This window comes from Bartonella sp. AA18HLJMS (assembly GCF_042197245.1).
GTDB lineage: Bacteria > Pseudomonadota > Alphaproteobacteria > Rhizobiales > Rhizobiaceae > Bartonella.
This window is the reverse complement of sequence record NZ_JBHIRP010000003.1, coordinates 169,537-183,536: the sequence shown is the minus strand read 5'-3', so window position 1 is coordinate 183,536 and position 14,000 is coordinate 169,537. Positions and strand designations below refer to the sequence as shown.

General features: G+C 41.5%; 26 protein-coding genes and 1 pseudogene. All 27 read left to right on the top strand.

All coding sequences use genetic code 11. The features are described from left to right. A pseudogene (locus ACFINW_RS03740) lies at positions 1 to 65 on the top strand (elongation factor Tu); the annotation flags it as partial. 61 nt (positions 66 to 126) lie between these two features. Continuing rightward, complete coding sequence (rpsJ, locus tag ACFINW_RS03735; RefSeq protein ID WP_005773267.1) at positions 127 to 435, top strand: 30S ribosomal protein S10; 309 nt, start codon at positions 127 to 129, stop codon at positions 433 to 435. A 27-nt stretch (positions 436 to 462) separates the two neighbouring features. Then, entirely contained in the window at positions 463 to 1,200 is a 738-nt protein-coding gene (rplC, locus tag ACFINW_RS03730) for a 50S ribosomal protein L3 (protein ID WP_375621440.1), read from the top strand. A gap of 2 nt (positions 1,201 to 1,202) precedes the next feature. Beyond that, a complete protein-coding gene (rplD, locus tag ACFINW_RS03725; protein WP_375621439.1) occupies positions 1,203 to 1,823 on the top strand; it encodes a 50S ribosomal protein L4 in 621 nt (206 codons plus the stop codon). After that, complete coding sequence (locus ACFINW_RS03720) at positions 1,820 to 2,113, top strand: 50S ribosomal protein L23 (protein WP_375606718.1); 294 nt, start codon at positions 1,820 to 1,822, stop codon at positions 2,111 to 2,113. The genes rplD and ACFINW_RS03720 overlap by 4 nt, the downstream gene beginning before the upstream one ends. A 20-nt stretch (positions 2,114 to 2,133) precedes the next feature. After that, positions 2,134 to 2,967 (top strand): 50S ribosomal protein L2, encoded by an 834-nt coding sequence (gene rplB / locus ACFINW_RS03715; RefSeq protein ID WP_375621438.1) that lies wholly within the window; start codon positions 2,134 to 2,136, stop codon positions 2,965 to 2,967. A gap of 15 nt (positions 2,968 to 2,982) precedes the next feature. Further along, a complete protein-coding gene (gene rpsS / locus ACFINW_RS03710; protein ID WP_004855734.1) occupies positions 2,983 to 3,261 on the top strand; it encodes a 30S ribosomal protein S19 in 279 nt (92 codons plus the stop codon). A 2-nt stretch (positions 3,262 to 3,263) separates the two neighbouring features. Then, entirely contained in the window at positions 3,264 to 3,653 is a 390-nt protein-coding gene (rplV, locus tag ACFINW_RS03705) for a 50S ribosomal protein L22 (protein ID WP_375621437.1), read from the top strand. Beyond that, complete coding sequence (gene rpsC, locus ACFINW_RS03700) at positions 3,653 to 4,363, top strand: 30S ribosomal protein S3 (RefSeq protein ID WP_273791408.1); 711 nt, start codon at positions 3,653 to 3,655, stop codon at positions 4,361 to 4,363. Before rplV ends, rpsC begins: the two co-directional genes overlap by 1 nt. A gap of 36 nt (positions 4,364 to 4,399) precedes the next feature. Beyond that, positions 4,400 to 4,813, top strand: coding sequence for a 50S ribosomal protein L16 (gene rplP, locus ACFINW_RS03695; protein ID WP_375611475.1), 414 nt, complete (start codon positions 4,400 to 4,402; stop codon positions 4,811 to 4,813). 12 nt (positions 4,814 to 4,825) lie between these two features. Then, positions 4,826 to 5,026 (top strand): 50S ribosomal protein L29, encoded by a 201-nt coding sequence (rpmC, locus tag ACFINW_RS03690; RefSeq protein ID WP_375606714.1) that lies wholly within the window; start codon positions 4,826 to 4,828, stop codon positions 5,024 to 5,026. An 11-nt stretch (positions 5,027 to 5,037) separates the two neighbouring features. Then, positions 5,038 to 5,277: a 30S ribosomal protein S17 gene (rpsQ, locus tag ACFINW_RS03685; protein ID WP_012231991.1), complete on the top strand. Its 240-nt coding sequence runs from the start codon at positions 5,038 to 5,040 to the stop codon at positions 5,275 to 5,277. 144 nt (positions 5,278 to 5,421) lie between these two features. After that, positions 5,422 to 5,790 carry a 50S ribosomal protein L14 gene (gene rplN, locus ACFINW_RS03680; protein WP_004855715.1) on the top strand — a complete coding sequence of 123 codons (369 nt, stop codon included), beginning with the start codon at positions 5,422 to 5,424 and terminating at the stop codon, positions 5,788 to 5,790. Positions 5,791 to 5,802: 12 nt separating this feature from the next. Further along, positions 5,803 to 6,117 carry a 50S ribosomal protein L24 gene (gene rplX / locus ACFINW_RS03675; RefSeq protein WP_375611476.1) on the top strand — a complete coding sequence of 105 codons (315 nt, stop codon included), beginning with the start codon at positions 5,803 to 5,805 and terminating at the stop codon, positions 6,115 to 6,117. Continuing rightward, entirely contained in the window at positions 6,110 to 6,667 is a 558-nt protein-coding gene (gene rplE, locus ACFINW_RS03670; protein WP_375611477.1) for a 50S ribosomal protein L5, read from the top strand. Before rplX ends, rplE begins: the two co-directional genes overlap by 8 nt. 24 nt (positions 6,668 to 6,691) lie before the next feature. Then, positions 6,692 to 6,997 carry a 30S ribosomal protein S14 gene (gene rpsN, locus ACFINW_RS03665; RefSeq protein ID WP_273791412.1) on the top strand — a complete coding sequence of 102 codons (306 nt, stop codon included), beginning with the start codon at positions 6,692 to 6,694 and terminating at the stop codon, positions 6,995 to 6,997. Between the two features lie 14 nt (positions 6,998 to 7,011). Continuing rightward, entirely contained in the window at positions 7,012 to 7,410 is a 399-nt protein-coding gene (gene rpsH / locus ACFINW_RS03660; protein WP_375611478.1) for a 30S ribosomal protein S8, read from the top strand. Positions 7,411 to 7,449: 39 nt separating this feature from the next. Beyond that, a complete protein-coding gene (gene rplF, locus ACFINW_RS03655; protein WP_375621436.1) occupies positions 7,450 to 7,983 on the top strand; it encodes a 50S ribosomal protein L6 in 534 nt (177 codons plus the stop codon). A 12-nt stretch (positions 7,984 to 7,995) separates the two neighbouring features. Further along, entirely contained in the window at positions 7,996 to 8,358 is a 363-nt protein-coding gene (gene rplR, locus ACFINW_RS03650) for a 50S ribosomal protein L18 (RefSeq protein WP_273791414.1), read from the top strand. Positions 8,359 to 8,469: 111 nt separating this feature from the next. Then, positions 8,470 to 9,018: a 30S ribosomal protein S5 gene (rpsE, locus tag ACFINW_RS03645; protein WP_015856574.1), complete on the top strand. Its 549-nt coding sequence runs from the start codon at positions 8,470 to 8,472 to the stop codon at positions 9,016 to 9,018. Between the two features lie 31 nt (positions 9,019 to 9,049). Further along, entirely contained in the window at positions 9,050 to 9,256 is a 207-nt protein-coding gene (rpmD, locus tag ACFINW_RS03640; RefSeq protein WP_375611481.1) for a 50S ribosomal protein L30, read from the top strand. 20 nt (positions 9,257 to 9,276) lie between these two features. Beyond that, a complete protein-coding gene (gene rplO / locus ACFINW_RS03635; RefSeq protein ID WP_375621435.1) occupies positions 9,277 to 9,744 on the top strand; it encodes a 50S ribosomal protein L15 in 468 nt (155 codons plus the stop codon). A gap of 161 nt (positions 9,745 to 9,905) precedes the next feature. Then, positions 9,906 to 11,252 (top strand): preprotein translocase subunit SecY, encoded by a 1,347-nt coding sequence (gene secY, locus ACFINW_RS03630; RefSeq protein WP_375621434.1) that lies wholly within the window; start codon positions 9,906 to 9,908, stop codon positions 11,250 to 11,252. After that, entirely contained in the window at positions 11,249 to 11,827 is a 579-nt protein-coding gene (locus ACFINW_RS03625) for an adenylate kinase (RefSeq protein ID WP_375621433.1), read from the top strand. Before secY ends, ACFINW_RS03625 begins: the two co-directional genes overlap by 4 nt. Positions 11,828 to 12,008: 181 nt before the next feature. Continuing rightward, complete coding sequence (gene rpsM / locus ACFINW_RS03620; protein WP_026500557.1) at positions 12,009 to 12,377, top strand: 30S ribosomal protein S13; 369 nt, start codon at positions 12,009 to 12,011, stop codon at positions 12,375 to 12,377. A gap of 114 nt (positions 12,378 to 12,491) precedes the next feature. Next, positions 12,492 to 12,881: a 30S ribosomal protein S11 gene (rpsK, locus tag ACFINW_RS03615; RefSeq protein WP_007347762.1), complete on the top strand. Its 390-nt coding sequence runs from the start codon at positions 12,492 to 12,494 to the stop codon at positions 12,879 to 12,881. 94 nt (positions 12,882 to 12,975) lie between these two features. Beyond that, positions 12,976 to 13,989, top strand: coding sequence for a DNA-directed RNA polymerase subunit alpha (locus ACFINW_RS03610; protein ID WP_375611485.1), 1,014 nt, complete (start codon positions 12,976 to 12,978; stop codon positions 13,987 to 13,989). Positions 13,990 to 14,000 lie beyond the last annotated feature (11 nt).

The following is a 14,000-nucleotide window of genomic DNA, read 5'->3' as shown; positions in this document are numbered from 1 at the left end:
GTTTTGCTATTCGTGAAGGTGGTCGTACTGTTGGTGCCGGTATCGTCTCTAAGATCATTGAATAAATAATGCTTGTTGAGTGCTTTGATTATTGAAGGCACTTTGTATAACAGGGAAATAAAGAGCATGAACAGTCAGAATATTCGCATTCGCTTGAAAGCGTTTGATCATAGAATTCTTGATACGTCGACGCGTGAGATTGTATCGACTGCTAAACGTACCGGTGCAAATGTCCGTGGTCCCATTCCGCTTCCGACGCGGATTGAGAAGTTTACGGTCAATCGTGGACCGCATATCGATAAGAAAAGTCGTGAGCAGTTTGAGATGCGAACACATAAGCGTCTTCTTGACATTGTTGATCCAACGCCGCAAACAGTGGATGCGCTTATGAAGCTCGATCTTTCTGCTGGTGTGGATGTAGAAATTAAGCTCTGAGGTTTGAGGACAGAAGGAACAGACCCGATGCGTTCAGGTGTAATAGCACAGAAGCTGGGCATGACCCGTATTTATAATGATGCTGGTGAGCATGTGCCGGTGACGGTACTTCGTTTGGAGAATTGTCAAGTCGTTGCTCAGCGTACAGTTGAAAAGAATGGTTATACTGCTGTTCAATTAGGTGTAGGCTTTGCTAAGGTTAAGAATACTTCACAAGCTCTTCGTGGACATTTTGCTAAGGCTTCTGTTGAGCCTAAAGCCAAAATAGCAGAGTTTCGTGTGAGTCCCGACAATCTTCTTGATGTTGGTACTGAGATTACAGTGGAACATTTTGTTCCAGGACAAAGAGTTGATGTGACTGGTACCAGTATTGGTAAGGGGTTTGCTGGTGTTATGAAACGACATAACTTTGGTGGGCATCGTGCTTCTCATGGTAATTCGATCACACATCGTGCTCATGGTTCTACAGGGCAGTGTCAAGATCCTGGTAAAGTTTTTAAAGGTAAAAAAATGGCTGGCCATATGGGGCAAGTGCGTGTAACAACACAGAATATTGAAGTTATTTCCACTGATAGTGAGCGTGGTTTAATTTTAGTGCGTGGTGCTGTTTCTGGTTCTAAAGGTTCTTGGATTTTGATACGGGATGCTGTGAAGAAGCGTCTTCCTGAGAATGCTCCAAAGCCTGCTGGTATTCGCCGTCTTGTGAAGGAGGAAGCGGAAATGGTTACTCCGGTGACGGAAACCTCTGAAGTTGAGGGAGCCTAATAATGGATCTTGTAATTAAAACTCTTGATGGTAGTGAAGCTGGTAAATTAAAGGTTTCTGAAGCTATTTTTGATCTTGTTCCGCGTGAGGATATTTTGCAACGTGTTGTTCGTTGGCAGCTTGCACGTCGTCAGCAGGGAAGTCATCAATCTCAAGGTCGTTCTGATGTGTCGCGAACAGGGGCAAAAATGTTTAAACAGAAAGGAACGGGACGTGCTCGACATTCATCTGCACGTGCACCGCAGTTTAGAGGTGGGGGTAAGGCACATGGACCGGTGGTTCGTAGCCATGAGCATGATCTTCCTAAAAAGATTCGTGCTCTTGGGTTGCGTCTTGCGTTATCTGCAAAATTAAAAGCAAAAGATTTAATTATTGTAGATGAGTTGACTGTTAAGGATGCTAAAACGAAAATGCTTGTTTCTCATTTTTCTAAGCTTGGATTTAATAACGCTCTCTTAATCGGTGGTAAAGAGATTGATATTAACTTTTTTCGTGCAGCCTCTAATATCCCGAATATTGACATTTTGCCTATTCAGGGAATTAATGTTTATGATATTTTGCGTCGCAGCAAACTTGTTTTATCAAAAGCAGCTGTTGAGGCTCTTGAGGAGCGTTTTAAATGACAGATCTTCGCCATTATGATATAATTATTAGTCCAGTTATTACTGAAAAGGCGACTATGATTTCTGAATATAATCAAGTTGCTTTTAATGTCGCGCCGAAAGCGACGAAGCCTGAGATTAAGGCTGCTGTTGAAGCGCTTTTTAGCGTAAAAGTTAAAGCAGTTAACACGATAGTCCGTAAGGGTAAAGTGAAGCGTTTCAAAGGTATAGTTGGTCGGCAGAGTGATGTCAAAAAAGCGATCGTAACTCTGGCCAGTGGTCAGACTATCGACGTTTCGACAGGTCTTTAAGAGGCTCGGAGATAGGAATAATGGCACTTAAGCAATTTAATCCAACTACACCTGGGCAGCGTCAGCTTGTTATTGTGGAACGTTCTTGTCTTTATAAGGGAAAACCTATAAAGATGTTAACTGAAGGTTTGTCTTCAAAGGGTGGGCGTAATAATCGCGGTCGTGTTACTGCTCGTTTTCAGGGTGGTGGACATAAACGTAGTTATCGGTTTGTCGACTTTAAGCGTTTTAAACGTGATGTTTCAGCAAAGGTTGAGCGTTTAGAATACGATCCTAATCGTACCGCTTTTATTGCTTTAATCCGCTATGAGGATGGGCAATTGAGTTATATTCTTGCGCCACAGCGTCTTGGTGTTGGTGATTCTGTTATGGCTGGTTTAAATGTGGATGTTAAACCAGGTAATGCTATGCCTCTTGGTAATATGCCTGTAGGCACAATTATTCATAATGTTGAGATGAAGCCAGGAAAAGGAGGGCAGATTGCACGTTCAGCAGGTGCTTATGCGCAGTTGGTTGGACGAGATCATGGTATGGCTATTCTTCGTTTAAATTCTGGTGAACAGCGTTTGGTTCCGAGTAGCTGTTTTGCAACTGTTGGCGCTGTTTCAAATCCTGATCATGGGAATATTAATGATGGTAAGGCGGGTCGGTCACGTTGGCGTGGTAAACGTCCACATGTTCGTGGTGTTGCTATGAACCCCGTTGATCATCCACACGGTGGTGGTGAAGGTCGTACATCGGGGGGGCGCCATCCAGTTTCTCCCTGGGGTAAACCTACGAAAGGTAAGCGTACGCGCTCCAATAAAGCCACTGATAAATTTATTATGCGTACGCGTCATCAACGCAAGAAATGAGAAAGGTAGTCTGAGGTGGTTCGTTCAGTGTGGAAAGGTCCGTTTGTTGACGGCTATCTTCTTGGTAAAGCAGAGAAGGTACGTGCAAGTGGGCGCAACGAAGTTATAAAAATATGGAGTCGTCGCTCTACTATTTTACCGCAATTTGTTGGTTTAACTTTTGGTGTTTACAACGGTAATAAGCATATTCCTGTTTCTGTTTCTGAAGAGATGGTTGGGCATAAGTTTGGTGAGTTCGCTCCTACCCGGACTTATTATGGTCATGGTGCCGATAAGAAAGCGAAGAGGAAGTAGGAATGGGAAAAGCTAAAGTTTCGCGCCAGCTTAAAGATAATGAAGCAAGAGCTGTCACGCGGACAATTCGTGTTAGTCCGCAGAAGCTTAATTTAGTTGCTGCAATGATTCGTGGTAAAAGAGTTAATGTAGCGCTCGCTGATTTGATGTTTTCACGCAAGCGTATTGCTGCTACTGTGAAAAAAACGCTTGAATCAGCAATTGCAAATGCAGAAAATAACCACGATCTTGATATTGATTCGCTTGTTGTGGCGGAAGCTTATGTTGGTAAGTCGATAGTGATGAAGCGCTTTCATGTTCGTGGTCGAGGGCGTGCTAGTAGAATTGAACGTCCATTTTCGCATCTTACTGTTATTGTTCGTGAAATTACCGAAAAAGTGGAGGCCGCGTAATGGGGCAGAAGATCAATCCAATAGGACTTCGTCTTGGTGTTAATCGGACTTGGGACTCTCGTTGGTATGCTGATAGTGGTGAATATGGGCGCCTTCTTCATGAGGATTTGAAAATTCGTTCATATGTGCTTGAGGAGCTTAAACAGGCGGCTATTTCTAAGGTTGTTATTGAGCGTCCTCATAAAAAGTGTCGTATTACAATTCATTCTGCACGTCCTGGTTTGATTATTGGTAAAAAGGGTGCTGATATCGAAAAGCTTCGTCGTAAGCTCTCAGAAATGACGGATGCTGAAACTTCATTGAATATTGTGGAGATTCGTAAACCGGAGATTGATGCGACAATTATTGCGCAATCAATTGCTCAACAGTTAGAGCGTCGTGTTGCTTTTCGTCGTGCAATGAAGCGTGCTGTTCAGTCTGCTATGCGTCTTGGTGCGGAAGGTATTCGTATCAATTGTTCTGGCCGTCTTGGTGGTGCTGAAATTGCTCGTATGGAATGGTATCGTGAAGGTCGTGTTCCACTTCATACCTTGCGTTCTGATGTTGATTACGGTACAGCAGAAGCTAAGACCGCTTATGGTATTTGTGGTATTAAAGTTTGGGTCTTTAAGGGTGAGATTCTTGAGCATGATCCGATGGCTTCAGAACGTCGTGCTACGGAAGCTGATCAATCTGGTTCTTCATCGAATCGTCGCCGCGAAAATGCTTAGTTTTTGAGATTGAACTAAAATTTGGAGTAGAGAACAATGTTGCAGCCAAAGCGCACAAAGTTCCGTAAACAGTTCAAAGGCCGTATTCACGGTTTTGCGAAGGGTGGTACGGATTTGAATTTCGGTGCCTACGGTTTGAAGGCTGTTGAGCCGGAGCGGGTTACTGCTCGTCAAATTGAAGCGGCGCGTCGTGCGATTACACGTTATATGAAGCGTTCTGGTCGTGTGTGGATTCGCATTTTTCCAGATCTTCCGGTTACATCTAAACCGACTGAAGTTCGTATGGGTAAAGGTAAGGGAAGTGTTGATTATTGGGCTGCACGTGTTGCTCCTGGGCGCGTCATGTTTGAGCTTGATGGAGTTCCGGAGGATGTTGCACGTGAAGCACTAAGATTGGGTGCTGCAAAGTTGCCTATAAAAACGCGTTTCATCCAGCGTATTGCTGAATAATGAGGTTAAGCGATGAGAGCCACAGAATTACGGGCGCAAACGCTCGACCAAATGAAAGATGAATTGGCTAAGTTAAAGAAAGAGCAATTTAATTTGCGTTTTCAAAAAGCAACAGGTCAATTAGAAAAGACTGCGCGCGTTAGACAAGTTCGTCGTGATATTGCGCGTATTAAAACTTTTCTTCGTCAAAAGATAAGTGAAAGTAAGGTTTAAGGAAATAAGAGATGCCTAAACGCGTTTTGCAGGGTGTTGTTATTAGCGACAAAAGTGATAAGACTGTTGTTGTCAAAGTTGAACGCCGTTATTCTCATCCGCTTCTTAAGAAGACTGTTCGGCAGTCTAAAAATTATAAAGCGCATGACGAAAACAACCAATTCAAGATTGGGGATCAAGTTTCTATTCAAGAATCTAGACCAATTTCGAAAGATAAATGTTGGATTGTTGTAAAAGACAATGTAGCGTAAAGAGTTAAGCTTATTGTTTTAGAATTTAACAGTGTGGTTATCATTGATAAATTTGAAGACGATAACTTTATCGTTATTTGGCAGGCAAATCCGAGTGTGTAAAAGATACAATCGGATATATGTATTAAGAGAAGGTGGCCAGTCATGATTCAGATGCAAACAAACCTCGACGTTGCTGATAATTCTGGAGCGCGTCGTGTCATGTGCATCAAAGTGTTAGGCGGTTCAAAGCGGAAATATGCTTCGGTCGGTGACATTATTGTTGTTTCGGTTAAGGATGCAATTCCTCGTGGCCGTGTTAAAAAAGGTGATGTTATGAAAGCTGTTGTGGTTCGTACTGCTAAGGATATTCGTCGCGCAGATGGTAGTGTCATTCGTTTTGATAGTAATGCTGCGGTTTTAGTGGATAACAAAAAAGAGCCGATCGGTACTCGTATCTTTGGACCTGTTCCCCGTGAATTGCGTGGTAGGAATCATATGAAGATCATCTCGCTTGCTCCTGAAGTTCTGTAAGGAGTAAATGTTATGCAAAAGATTCGAAAAGGTGATAAAGTTGTTGTTTTGTCCGGTAAGGATAAAGGATGTAGTGGTGAAGTAATTAAGGTTAATCCAAAAGAGAATAAGGCTTTTGTTCGTGGGATTAATATGATTAAACGTCATCAACGTCAAACGCAGAAGCAAGAAGCTGGAATTATTTCTAAAGAAGCTCCGATTCATCTGTCTAATTTGGCGATTGCTGATCCTAAAGATGGTAAGCCTACACGTGTGGGCTTTCGTATGAATGCAGATGGTAATAAAGTTCGTTTTGCCAAGCGTTCGGGAGAGTTGATTAATGGCTGAGGAAAGACAAATACCGCGTATGAAAGCGCATTATTTTGAAGTGATTCGTAAAGTGCTTCAAGAGAAGTTTAATTACAGAAATGCGATGCAAATTCCGCGGATTGATAAAGTTGTAATAAATATGGGGATAGGTGAAGCAACTGCTGATTCGAAGAAGCCTTCCCTTGCCGCTGAGGATTTAGGGCTAATAACGGGTCAGAAGGCTGTTGTTACGCGTGCGCGTAATTCTATTGCGACCTTTAAGGTTCGTGAAGGAATGCCTCTTGGGGCTAAAGTTACATTACGTAAAGATCGTATGTTTGAGTTTTTAGATCGTCTTGTGACGATTGCTCTTCCGCGGGTTCGTGACTTTCGTGGTTTAAATCCAAAGAGTTTTGATGGTCGTGGCAATTTTGCTATGGGTATTAAAGAACACATTGTGTTTCCAGAAATCAACTATGATAAAGTTGATCAAATTTGGGGCATGGATATTATCGTTTGTACGACAGCAAAAACGGATGATGAAGCTCGTGAGTTATTGCGTGCTTTTAATTTTCCTTTTCGTTCGTAACGGCAAACGTAGTGAGGTGAAATTATGGCCAAAGTAAGTGCCGTTGAAAAAAATAAGCGTCGTGAGGTGATGGTAAAGCGCTATGCTGCCCGTCGTGCACGTTTGAAAGCAATAGTTATGGATCAGAAGGTTTCTCTTGAGGAACGTTTTAAAGCTTCTGTTCAGTTGGCAGAGTTGCCGCGTAATTCTTCGAAAGTTCGTATTCGTAATCGCTGTGAGGTTTCAGGTCGTCCGCGGGCTTATTATCGTAAATTAAAAATGTCGCGAATTGCGTTGCGTGAGCTTGGCTCTATTGGCTATATTCCTGGTATTGTAAAGTCTAGTTGGTAAGAGGAGATTATTTAATGTCTATGTCAGATCCTCTTGGTGATATGTTAACACGTATTCGTAATGCACTTGGTCGTAAAAAAGGTAAAGTAGTTACTCCAGATTCGAAGCTTCGTGCGCACGTTCTTGATGTTCTTCAGTCGGAGGGTTATATTCGCGGATATAATCGAATTGATTTAGGTGATGGGAAAGCGGAGATTGAAATCGAATTGAAGTATTTTGAAGGGCTGGCTGCTATTCGTGAGATTTCACGTGTATCAAAGCCAGGGCGTCGTGTGTATGTTTCTGCTAAGTCACTTCCTCAGGTGGCAAATGGCCTTGGTATTTCGATTTTATCGACTCCTAAAGGCGTCATGGCAGATCATGAGGCGCGTGAACAGAATGTTGGTGGAGAACTCCTTTGTCGTGTTTTCTAAGTTATGTCAAGAAAACGGAAGAAAAAGTAGGTTAGAACAATGTCTCGTATTGGAAAGAAACCCATTTCAATTCCTTCTGGAGTTACTGCTACTGTTGAAGGACAGCTGGTTAAGGCAAAAGGTCCAAAAGGTGAGCTGAGTTACGTCGTCAATGATGAAGTCTTAGTCAAACTTGAGGAGAATATCATATCAGTTATGCCGCGGGATCAGTCAAAAGATGCGCGTTCTAAATGGGGTATGTCGCGCTCAATGATTGAGAACATTTTTTGTGGTGTGAAAGATGGTTTTGAAAAGAGGTTGGAGATTAATGGGGTTGGTTATCGTGCTGCTTTGCAGGGTAAGGATGTTCAACTATCTCTGGGCTTTTCGCATGATGTGGTTTATAAAGTTCCGTCGGGTGTTACTGTGACTGTTCCTAAGCCAACGGAAATTGTTGTTTCTGGAATTGATAAACAGCAAGTTGGACAAGTTGCAGCGGAGATTCGTGAGTATCGTAAGCCTGAGCCTTATAAAGGTAAAGGTGTTAAGCATGCAGATGAACGTATCTTCCGTAAAGAAGGTAAAAAGAAATAAGGATTTTGTATTATGGTTTCATCTAAGGACATTATCCAACGTCGTGCAAGGCGCGTTCGTCGTAGAATTAAAATGGTTTCTCATGATCGTCCTCGCCTTAGTGTTTATCGTTCAAATCAGAACATTTATGCTCAAGTTATCGATGATTTGCGGGGATGTACACTTGTTTCAGCCTCTACTCTTGAAAGTGATTTGAAAAAATCGTTAAAGAGTGGTGCTGATAAAAAGGCGGCCTTTGCTGTTGGTAAGTTAATTGCTGAGCGTGCGAAGAAAGCGGGTGTTAATGAGGTGGTTTTTGATCGTGGAGCGTATGTGTACCATGGTCGCGTCAAGGCTTTAGCTGAAGCTGCTCGTGAAGGTGGTTTGAATTTCTAAAATTTCTTATTTATGAATGAGTAAGGAGAGTTTAGAGTATTTCGTTTAAGTTCTTCCGGTTTGATGAGGGACTTTGTTATCGTGCTTCCGGAAAAGAAAAAGGAATGAGGAATGGCACAAAAAGAACGTGGTGAGAGAGAAGAACGCGATAATGAATTTGTCGATAGGCTCGTTCATATCAATCGTGTTGCTAAAGTTGTAAAGGGTGGTCGGCGTTTTGGTTTTGCTGCTCTTGTTGTCGTTGGAGATCAAAAAGGGCGTGTGGGTTTTGGACATGGTAAAGCCCGTGAAGTTCCAGAAGCCGTTCGTAAAGCAACGGAATCTGCAAAGCGTGGGATGATTTATGTTCCACTTCGGTCTGGGCGTACATTGCATCATGATCTTGAAGGTCGTCACGGAGCTGGGCGTGTTTTGCTACGCTCGGCTTCTGCTGGTACTGGTATTATTGCTGGGGGGCCGATGCGTGCTATTTTTGAAGCTCTTGGTATGCAGGATGTCGTTGCAAAATCACTAGGATCGTCGAATCCTTATAACATGGTTCGTGCAACATTTGATGCATTGAAACATCAAATGCATCCTAGAGATATTGCTGCTCAACGTGGTATAAAGTATTCGACTTTGCAGGCGCGTCGTCGCCATTTAGTCGACCTAGAAGGGTAGTTTCTGAGATTATCAGAAAAGGAATTAGGAAATGGTTCAGAAAAAATCTCAGAGTGGTAAAACTGTGACGGTGGAACAAATTGGAAGCCCTATTCGAAACTCACAGATTCAGCGTGCAACCTTAAAGGGGCTTGGACTAAATAAAATGCGTCGTCGGCGCGTTTTAGATGATACACTTTGTGTGCGGGGTATGATTGCTCGGGTTCGGCATCTTGTTCGCGTTATAGATGAAGGTTAAGGGTTGCGGGAGTATTAGATATGAAACTCAATGAACTACGTGATTGCGAAGGCGCAACAAAAAATCGTAAGCGTGTTGGGCGTGGTATTGGTTCCGGTACGGGTAAGACTGGTGGTCGTGGTGTAAAAGGGCAAAAGTCACGTTCTGGTGTTTCCCTTAATGGTTTTGAAGGTGGGCAAATGCCCATCTATCGTCGTTTGCCAAAACGTGGATTTAGGAATTTCTTTGCTAAAACCTACAATGAAGTTTCACTAGGACGTATTCAGTTGGCAGTTGATGCAGGTAAGTTGAATATTGAAAAGCCTGTTGATATGGTTTCTTTGAAAGAGGCTGGTATTATTCGTCGTGAAAAAGATGGGGTTCGTCTTCTTTCTGATGGTGATTTGAAGGCTAAGATTACCTTTCATGTTTCTGGTGCTTCACAAGCTGCTTGTGTTAAGATTGAAAAAGTGGGTGGTCAGGTTATTCTTCCTGATATTGCTCGATAATTTTTTAATATGAATAGAGACCTAAAGAAGAATAATATCTGTTTTGTGGGATCTTTTGTGGAGAATTGTTTAAGTTCTGCATTTGTTTGTGTATGCATATATGAATTTTAGGATTATACTTCTGTGATTTGAAGAACTGAAGTGTAAAGTGGAGACGTTTTATGGCATCAGCAGCAGAGCAATTTGCTTCCAATATAAATTTCGGCACCTTTTCGCGTGCAACTGAATTAAAGAAACGCATCTGGTTTACTCTGTTGGCGCTTCTTGTATATCGTTTTGGCACTTACATCTCTCTTCCAGGTATCAATATCGATGCTTTGCGGCAAACATTTGAACATCACGCGTCGGGTGTATTAGGACTCTTTAATATGTTTGCTGGAGGTGCCGTTGGGCGTATGGCTATTTTTGCGCTGGGTATCATGCCTTATATATCGGCATCTATTATTGTGCAATTGTTAACATCTATTATTCCTTCTTTGGAAACTCTTAAAAAAGAAGGGGATTTAGGTCGTAAGATTATCAATCAATATACGCGTTATGTAACAGTCGTATTGGCAATTCTACAAGCTTTTGGTATTGCGGTTGCGCTTGAAAGCGGTATAGGGTCGGGGCTTCAAATTGTTTTAGAACCAGGTCTTATGTTTCGTATTTCTTCTGTTATTACGCTTGTTGGCGGAACGATGTTTCTTATGTGGCTTGGCGAGCAAATTACGTCACGTGGTATTGGTAATGGGGTTTCTCTTATCATTTTTACAGGGATTGTAGCCAACTTTCCTTCTACTTTTGCTCAGCTTTTGACAGCTCATAGTCAGGCTGATTTATCAACTTTTCTTTTAATAGGAATCGTTCTTATTGCTGTTTTGGTTATTGGGCTTATTGTTTTTATAGAGCGTGCGCAACGGCGAATTCTTATCCAATACCCGAAACGTCAGGTCGGTAATCAAATGTTTCAAGGAGATATGTCGCATCTTCCTTTAAAGTTGAATACTGCTGGTGTTATTCCACCTATTTTTGCTTCATCTTTATTATTATTACCTGCCACTATTAATAATTTTTCTGATAAAATGCCACAATGGGTTCAGGAGATTTCTTATGCTCTTGGTCATGGACAGCCACTTTATATGATTGTTTATGCATTTTTAATGGCGTTTTTTTGCTTTTTTTATACAGCTATTGTGTTTAATCCAAGTGATACTGCAGATCAGTTGAAAAAACATTCTGGTTTTATTCCAGGGATTCGTCCAGGTGAGCGTACAGCCGAATATATTGATTACGTTTTGACGCGTATTACTGTTGTGGGCGCTATTTATATTATCTTGGTTTGTTTGTTACCTGAATTTATGATATCTGCATTACAGGTTCCTTTTTATCTTGGGGGAACATCCTTGTTGATTGTTGTTACTGTTACACTTGATACGGTTGCTCAAATTCAGGGGCATCTTGTTGCCCACCAATATGAAGGGTTGATAAAAAAATCAAAACTTCGTGGAGGTAAAAGGAATCGATGAGAGTTATTCTTTTAGGTCCTCCTGGAGCGGGAAAAGGTACGCAAGCAAAAATGTTGACTGAGGAATATAACATTCCTCATTTATCAACAGGGGATATGTTGCGTGAGGTGATTGCCAAAGAAACGGAGATTGGTAAAAAAGCTAAAGCTATTATAAGTTCTGGTACTTTGGTACCTGATAGTATTGTTAATCAAATCGTATCAGATCGGATTGATGAAGCTGATTGTGTAAACGGTTTTGTTTTGGATGGATATCCGCGAACTGTGGGGCAAGCAGAAGCGTTGCAACAGATACTGGATTCAAAAAATATGCGGCTTAATGCTGTTATTGAATTGTGTGTTGATGAAGACGTGTTGATTGAACGTATGAAGAAGCGCGTTGAGGAAACAATAGCGACTGGTGGACAGGTTCGTTTAGATGACAATCCTGTTGCTTTTGCAAAAAGATTAGTAGAATATCGTGAAAAAACAGCTCCCTTATCAAAATTTTATTCAGAGAGGGGAATGTTGAAGGTTATTGATGGAATGATTAGTGTTGCTGAAGTGACACGTATGATTAGAGGGTTTCTTTCATGAGATTTTTTTTTAGAAATAAATGAAAAGAGTTGACTTTTGAGATGAAATCTATCAAAAGTGAATTTAATTTATTTTAGTGAAATAATAGGATTCGGAAGAATTTTTTTCTGAGTCTATTTTTTTCTGTAAGGTATATCAGGTATTTTATAACAATTTGTCAAAATAACTAAGGAGAGTAGGCGTGGCTCGTATTGCTGGCGTCAATATCCCGACAAATAAGCGTGTAATTATTGCGCTTCAATATATCCACGGGATTGGACCAAAATTTGCTCAAGAAATTATTGAAAGAGTTGGCATTCCTTTGGGGCGTCGTGTGCATGAGCTTTCAGATGCTGAGGTGCTGCAGATTCGTGAGGCAATAGATCAGGGGTATCAAGTTGAAGGTGATCTTCGTCGTGAGGTTGCTATGAATGTTAAGCGTTTGATGGATCTTGGTTGTTATCGAGGATTGCGTCATCGCCGGTCTTTGCCTGTCCGAGGACAGCGTACACATACGAATGCCCGTACACGTAAAGGTCCGGCTAAGGCAATCGCCGGTAAGAAGAAATAAGGGCCTTTGTGGAAGGTTTTTTATATATTCTTTTTCTTGTTTGATTTTTTTGACAAGGAAAAAAGGTGGAGCTGCTGATGTTACGGCAGTGATGAGATCGTTGAAAGGGAAATTATGGCCAAGGAAGCCACACGTGTTCGTCGTCGCGAACGTAAAAATATTTCATCGGGTGTTGTACATATTAATTCAACATTTAATAACACAATGATTACTATTACTGATGCTCAGGGTAATGCAATTGCCTGGTCATCTGCGGGAGCTCAGGGGTTTAAAGGTGCGCGTAAATCGACACCTTTTGCTGCTCAAGTTGCTGCGGAGGATTGTGCAAGAAAAGCGCAAGAGCATGGTATGCGTTCTTTGGAAGTTGAAGTTTGTGGACCTGGATCAGGGCGTGAATCTGCTTTACGTGCATTGCAATCTGTTGGTTTTGTCATTACTTCTATTCGCGATGTAACACCAATTCCTCATAATGGATGTCGTCCGCGGAAAAGGCGGCGTGTTTAATTGGGTGTTGTTTTTTGTTGTCGGAGATTTCTCTGATGTTCACATTGGTCGTTACGATTGAATGGTAACGGAACTAAAGAACGGGAATAAAAATATGATCCAGAAAAACTGGCAGGAACTTATTAAACCCAATAAGGTTGAATCATGTGCACATGATAATCCAAATATTATAAGTGTGATTGCTGAACCTCTTGAGCGTGGTTTTGGTTTAACGTTAGGAAATGCGCTTCGTCGCGTTTTGTTATCTTCGCTTCGTGGTGCTGCTATTACTGCTGTGCAGATTGACGGTGTCTTGCATGAATTTTCATCGATTCCAGGTGTGCGTGAGGATGTTACGGATATTATTCTGAATATAAAAGAAATTGCGCTTCGTATGGAAGAAGAAGGGCCTAAACGTGTTGTCGTTTATAAAGAGGGGCCTGGTGTTGTGAAAGCGGGAGATATCAGTACAGTTGGAGATATGGAAATTCTAAATCCAGATCATGTTATTTGTACTCTTGATGAAGAAGCTGAAATTCGTATGGAATTTATTGTCAACACAGGAAAGGGGTATGTTCCATCTGATCGTAATTGTGTTGATGATGCACGTATAGGGCTTATTCCAATTGATAGTCTTTATTCACCGATCCGTAAGGTATCTTATAAAGTAGAAAATACACGCGAAGGTCAAGTTCTCGATTATGATAAATTAACGCTCACGATTGAAACAAACGGTGCTGTTAATGGTGAGGATGCTGTTGCTTTTGCAGCACGCATTCTTCAGGATCAATTATCGTTATTTATTAACTTTGAAGAGCCACAGAAGGAGCCTGTTGAAGAGGCTGATTCTGAGCTTTCTTTTAATCCTGCACTTCTCAAAAAAGTGGATGAATTAGAACTTTCAGTTCGTTCGGCAAACTGTCTTAAGAATGATAATATTGTTTATATTGGTGATCTGATTCAAAAAACAGAATCTGAAATGCTTCGGACACCGAATTTTGGTCGCAAATCGTTGAATGAGATTAAAGAAGTTTTGGCGTGTATGGGTTTACATCTTGGGATGGAGATTCCTGCGTGGCCGCCTGAAAACATTGATGATCTTGCAAAACGTTATGAAGATCAATATTAAAATTAGAATTT